This window comes from Rhodoblastus sphagnicola (assembly GCF_002937075.1).
GTDB lineage: Bacteria > Pseudomonadota > Alphaproteobacteria > Rhizobiales > Beijerinckiaceae > Rhodoblastus > Rhodoblastus sphagnicola.
The window spans coordinates 72,101-78,317 of sequence record NZ_NHSJ01000045.1; the positions used below are offsets into that span (position 1 = coordinate 72,101).

Consider the following 6,217-nt stretch of genomic DNA (forward strand, 5'->3'; position numbering starts at 1 on the left):
TGTTGCGTGCCTATCCGGTTAACGCGGGTCGCGCCCTTGGGCAAAGGCAGAGAGCGGCGGATTCCGGACCAACAGCAGGGTGGCAATCGATCAGTTGTTCCGTGCTGATACTGCCCTTGGCCGAAAGTCCCTTTTGTGATCTTGAACGGTCTCACGAACGCCGATTGGGTCACAGGCGCGCCTATGACCAAATTTCTTGATGGCGAAGTCGTAAATAATGGTGCGCTTGCCATCCCTCGTAAGCTTGCGCTAGGCTTGAGCTTCGAACGCGTCGGGATGGCTGGTTTCGCGGAAAATCTGCCTGACCAGTCGATTTTGCCAACTAAGATTTTCAAAGACCATGTCGACCAAACCGTCTCCTGCAAAACGTTTTGACGTCGCGCTCTCGTTTCCTGGAGAGCATCGGCCCCTTGTCGCCAGGGTCGCCAAGAAACTTTCAAGCGTGTTTGGCCGCGACCAAATTTTATATGACAACTATTATAAGGCAGAGTTCGCGCGGATTGACCTCAATGTTTATCTTCCGAATCTTTACCGTAAGGAATCGGAACTGATTGTCGTCTTCCTTTGCCATGAATATAAGGCGAAGCAATGGTGCAGACTTGAATGGCGTCATATCGCAAATTTGATTGCATCACGTGATGCAGAACGAATCATGCTTTTCCGCCATGGAGACGATGGCGACTACGAAGAACTCGGCGTATTGGCCGGCGACGGAACAATCGATTTCTCCCCTCTATCCGCAGGGAAAATCGCTAACTTTATTATCGATCGTTTCAAGTCCAACCGTGGCGCAATCCCGTCCCCGAAAGCTGCCCCTCGCTCCCCGCGCGCCGCGCGCCCAACATCCGGCGCCACACCAAAAACGGGCGGAGCTACGAAACCGCCCAAAAAGGTCGCTGGCCCGAGCCCGGCGGAAATTGAGGTCATCAAAAAGCATTTTCTTTCGGCGCTGTCTAATGGGCTCCCCGCGATAGGAGAACTTGAGCGCCGTCTCGAACTGGTTTCTGGCGCAAAGGAGCTTTCCGAGCGCTGCTCGATCATTTTCGACAAGCTGCGCGTCCTTACGATCAAGTCCGCGCTGAAAATCTTTGCACGCGCTCACACCGATCTTTCGCTTCTCCCCAGAAAGGAAAGCGAAGTCGCAACGCGGCAATTGAAAGCCGCACTCCGCGCATTCATGCCCCTGGTTTGCCCGCCGGAGCAGATCAAGAAGATTCGCATGCAACTCGCGAAGCGCGAGACCGTGGTTGTCGAGTCGTTCGCGCAAACCGTGACTGGCGTCGAGACGATCGAGGCGCGGTTGCTGCCGCGCCCCATCTGTTACGTTTCGACTTCGGCGGCGCATAAGGCGGCAAACGACGAGCGGCATCCCCACGGACGCTACGCCTTTCTGCTGTCCTTGGATCGCAGCCCAGCTTCCTTGAAACATCTCCCAGCGCTGCTCGACGACTTCATCTTCAAAGAGGTCAAACTGAAGGGCGACGCCAGTACTACGCTGGACAAGAAACGCGAGCAAGCGCGCGAGCGGCTTCAAGACGATGAGGAAACGCGAGATATTCGCCGCTATGTCATCGTCAACGCCGATGCGAATGGGCGCGCTGCCGCCCGGCCAGCCGGTCGCAGCGCTCGCTGGGTCAAGGATTACGAAAAACTCTTCGCCGAAGCGATCAGCTGCGCCAAGAGAACCTATCCCCAAATCGTCTTCTATCGTCTCGGCCAGGATGCTGAAGCCATGATCGAAGACGAGCCGACATTGATCTACCCCGTCCTGGATTTGCTCTGGGAAGACGAGGAGACGCCCGCATGACCAGGATGCCTTCGCTTCCCCCATTCAAGCCGGGCTTGAGCGTCAAACTCGCCCCCCAAGGTGGCATTGCCGATCAGGTTCACGTCTTCGAGGAGCGGGATTACCGCGCTCTCGTCGCGGCCTTGGCGGCCGGCAGGCCCTTGTTGGTGCGCGGCGAACCAGGCACGGGCAAGAGCCAGCTCGCCCGCGCCGCCGCGAAACTCATGAAGCGAACTTGCATTCAGCACGTGGTCGACAGTCAGACTGAATCCCGTGATTTGCTCTGGCGGCTCGATACCGTGCGCCGTCTGGCGGAGGCGCAATTGGCCGGCGCCATCGGGGACCAGTCCGCCGACAAGGCGCGCGCGGAGTTGGCGCTGCAAAACTTTGTCGTTCCCGGCCCGCTGTGGTGGGCTTTTGATTGGGAAAGCGCCAAAATCCAGGCGGCAAGGTCAAAGACGCCCGTTCCCGAGCGTGACGCCGAAGGCGATACGGCCAATGGCTACGTGGTCTTGATTGACGAAATCGACAAGGCGGAATCTGAAGTGCCCAATGGCCTGCTGGAGGCGCTGGGTGCCGGACGCCTCGCGCCACCGGAGCTTCCGGCGGTTTTCGCAAAGCCCCCCGCGCCCCTAGTGATCATCACCACCAATGAGGAGCGCAGCCTTCCCGACGCCTTCATTCGCCGCTGTCTCGTGCTCAAATTGCAACTGCCGACCGACAAGGATCAGTTGATCAAAACTCTCACCGATCGCGGCAAGGCGCATTTCCCCAAGAAGCTGACCAGGAAGGTTTTGACCCTCGCGGCGGAAATGCTGCACGAAGACCGCACCAACTTCGGCGACGCGCGGCCCCGGCCCGGTCAGGCGGAATATCTCGACATGTTGCGCGCCGTCGTCACTCTGCATGGGGAGGACGAAGCCGCACAACTCGTCGCCCTGGAGCAAACTCGCGAATTCGTCCTGCAAAAACATGTCGAGTAAGCCAGTCCGCGCCACAACCATTTGCGGTCGCGCCGATCTGCTGCGCGCTCTGGCACAGGGGCGGCTGGATGAAACCGCCGAACTGCTCGACTATCTGCCGTGCCCCAAAAAAACGCCCGAGGTCCGTGATCACAAAGCTTTAGCGGTCTCCGTCGCTTCGTCCGCGCAAGAACCCGCCCCGCGCGAGGGAACAGCCGAGAACATGACGTTTTGGCGCGTCGTTGCCTATGAGGGCGACCTGGAGGCGCGCAACAAGGACCTCATCCAGCGCGCCACCCGCCAACTCCAGGACGAGGCGGCGCATGAGTTTCACGACTGGGACGGACCGCCGCCCATTCATGCCCTCGGAGACTTCGCCAACATCGCCGCCGCCCTGCGCCGCGACGCCACCCGGCGCGTTGACAGCCAGGATGTCGATATTCCCCGCGCGCTGCGCCGAATCGAAACCCTGCGGCCCATCGAAAAATGGCCCCGACAAAAACGTCGTCGCTGGGGTGGTGAAATTGTCATCATCGAGGATGATTCCGAACGTCTCGCGCCCTATCGATCCGATTATCTGTCCGTGCGCCAAAACCTTGCAAGCTTCTTTCCCAAAAACGCGCCGCGCCGCCTGGACTGGCCGGATGTGGACGGTATCACCGAGTTCGCCCCCGGCGCCGCCGTGGTGGCGCTCAGCGATCTCGGACTGCTGGCGCGGGATGGTGCGGCGGAACGGCGCGCATGGGCGCTTCTGGGCGACAAAATCCGCCGCCTCGGCGGTCGCCCCGTCGCCATTCTGCCGGGGGCGCCGCTTGTCTCGCAGGGGAGCCTGGCCTCATCTTGGACCCTTGCCGGTTGGCGATCCGTCACCGAGCCGTTTCCAGCGCCCGCGCGCGAAGAACAACTGGCGCAACTGGCGGCGCTGGCTGCGCCGGCGCTTAGCGTCAATGCCGCATTGCTGCGGGGCTTGCGCCATCTCCAAGCCCGCTGGTTCGGCCTGCCCGACGATCCCGGCCTCGAAACCCTGTTCTGGCAAAGCGAATGGGTGGGCCGCACTGATGCCCTCGGCGCCGCGCTCCTGCGCGCCAAGCGCGCGGACTTATTGCGGCAGTTCGAGGGTTTTCCTCCAGATTTGCGCCGCGCCGTCCTGCGCTTGATCTATCGGTGGCGGTTTCATCACCCCGATCCGTTTTGGCGTCAGGGCGAGGAATGGGTGTTCGCCGAGGAAATCCGCAGCCTGTCCGCGCCAACACGCCAATTGATCCCGGCGGAAATCGGTCTGCGCCGCGCCGAAAAATTCGCGGACCTCGCGCGTCAGGCGGAAGCGGTTCAAGCCCCTGCGACAGACCTGGCGTGGATGTGGAACGTCACACGGCGATTGCCCGAACACGCCTGGAGCGATTGGAGCGAGCGCGAAGTTTTGGAGCGCCGCGCCTGGATGGCGTTGTGGGGCGCGGCGCGCGGCGACGATCCGAACGCGCCGTCCGGCGTGCGCGTCGAATCGATGACGCCAAGCGCTGAACCGCTCCGGCGCCGTCTGCTCGTCCAGCGCGGCGTGGAGCTGATGCTTGCATCCGGCGACGACAGGCCAAATGGCGGCAGTCCGCTCGCGACGATTTTGGCGCGACAGGACGAAATTTCGCTCGATACGCCGCCCTTCTGGCGCGACGAGGTCATCCCGTCCTTCGTCAGCGATTTTGGCGAGGACGCCATCGGCCCCTGGCTGGAGTTTTTCGTTGACGGCGCGGCGGGGCGTGTGACGCAGCGGATGCGGTGGATACCGCCCGGCAAGTTCATGATGGGTTCGCGCGAGGATGAGCACGGCCGCTACGACGACGAGTCGCCACAGCACGAGGTGACCATCGGGCGAGGTTTCTGGCTGTTTGACACGGCCTGCACGCAAGCGCTTTGGACATCGGTGATGGGCGACAATCCCAGCCGTTTCAAGGAAGACGCCAACAACCCGGTTGAAAACGTCTCCTGGAAAGATGCTCAAGCTTTCATTGAAAAGATCAACGCCAGGATTTCCGGTTTGAATCTCTGCCTGCCCAGCGAGGCGCAGTGGGAATATGCGTGCCGTGCGGGGGCTACGACGCCTTTCAGTTGTGGCGAGGATATTTCGCCGGATCAGGTCAATTACGATGGCAATTACCCCTATCGCGATGGAGCGAAGGGTCTCTATCGGCAAAAGACTGTACCGGCTTCCAGCCTGCCGGCGAACGGCTGGGGCTTCTACGAGATGCATGGCAATGTCTTGGAGTGGTGCGCCGACACGCGGAATGACGACTATCGCGGCGCCCCGATGGATGGCTCTGTCTGGGAGGCCGACAACAAAGGCGCCGCCCTGGCGGAACGCGTCTTGCGCGGCGGCTCGTGGAACTTCGACGCGCGCAACGTCCGCTCTGCCTACCGGGGCAGGGACGATCCGGAGGCCCGGCTCGACGATGTCGGCTTTCGCTGCGCCCGAGTTCAGGACGGGGCGGAGCCGGGGGCGGGGCGGCGTATCCGGCAAGCGGAGCGCCGGATCGCAGCCACGCCCTCCGGCGGAGAAGGGGCAACGGTTCGGCTGTTTGCTGGCGCCGAAGGCGCCCGACAAATTTTTCCGCGCGGCGGTCCCTTCGTCATTCGCAGCGATTGCGAGCGGCTGACCGTTGAAAGTTTGACCAAGCCGGATTGGGCGGCGGCGATCGGCCGCGACCGCTATGGCTTGTGGACGCGAATCGAGGTCGAAGGCCAGGACGGGCCAGTCGGACAAAGGCTGCGCTGGATCAATCCGGGGCGGTTCATGATGGGGTCGCCGGAGGGCGAGCATGATCGCTTCAGTTCGGAGGGCCCGCAGCACGAGGTGACCATCGCGCAAGGCTTCTGGTTGTTCGACACGGCCTGCACGCAAGCTTTGTGGGAAGCGGTCGTGAGCGACAATCCCAGCCGCTTCAAACATCCAGAGAATCCTGTCGAGAATGTCTCATGGAATGAAGCGCAAACGTTCATCGCGACGATGAATTTAACATACGAGGGATTGAATCTCTGCCTGCCCAGCGAGGCGCAATGGGAATATGCGTGCCGGTCGGGGACGACGACGCCCTTCAGCTTTGGCGAGGACATTTCTCCAGCTCAGGTCAATTACGATGGCGAAAATCCCTATCGCGGCGGCGAGAAGGGCCTTTATCGGGAAAAGACCGTAGCGGTCTCCAGCCTGCCGGCCAACGCCTGGGGCCTTCATGAAATGCACGGCAATGTCTGGGAGTGGTGTGCCGATGCTTGGCGCGACAATTATCGAGACGCGCCGAACGACGGGTCGGTTTGGGAGAGCGACGACAAGTCGGCGCGGCGCGTCTTGCGCGGCGGCTCGTGGTTCAGCGGCGCGCGCTTCGTCCGCTCTGCCTCCCGGGACGGGATCGATCCGGGGGGCCGGGGCGACGGTGTCGGCTTTCGCTGCGCCCGAGTTCAGGGGTGAGCGGAGCCGGGG

The 6,217-nt window shown here is 61.8% G+C and carries 4 protein-coding genes; all 4 read left to right on the forward strand.

Features of this window, described 5'->3' with window-relative positions:
- The first annotated feature begins 183 nt into the window (after positions 1 to 183).
- The 4 genes from CCR94_RS24465 to CCR94_RS25640 are packed head-to-tail and all read left to right on the forward strand — an operon-like array spanning position 184 to position 6,205.
- Entirely contained in the window at positions 184 to 375 is a 192-nt protein-coding gene (locus tag CCR94_RS24465) for a hypothetical protein (RefSeq protein ID WP_146089889.1), read from the forward strand.
- Positions 341 to 1,807, forward strand: a complete 1,467-nt coding sequence (locus CCR94_RS07530) for a hypothetical protein (protein WP_146089890.1) — start codon at positions 341 to 343, stop codon at positions 1,805 to 1,807. Before CCR94_RS24465 ends, CCR94_RS07530 begins: the two co-directional genes overlap by 35 nt.
- On the forward strand, positions 1,804 to 2,769 hold the full coding sequence (locus CCR94_RS07535; RefSeq protein WP_206605796.1) for an AAA family ATPase: 966 nt from the start codon (positions 1,804 to 1,806) through the stop codon (positions 2,767 to 2,769). The genes CCR94_RS07530 and CCR94_RS07535 overlap by 4 nt, the downstream gene beginning before the upstream one ends.
- Positions 2,759 to 6,205, forward strand: a complete 3,447-nt coding sequence (locus CCR94_RS25640) for a formylglycine-generating enzyme family protein (protein ID WP_206605797.1) — start codon at positions 2,759 to 2,761, stop codon at positions 6,203 to 6,205. Before CCR94_RS07535 ends, CCR94_RS25640 begins: the two co-directional genes overlap by 11 nt.
- The last annotated feature ends 12 nt before the right edge of the window (positions 6,206 to 6,217 follow it).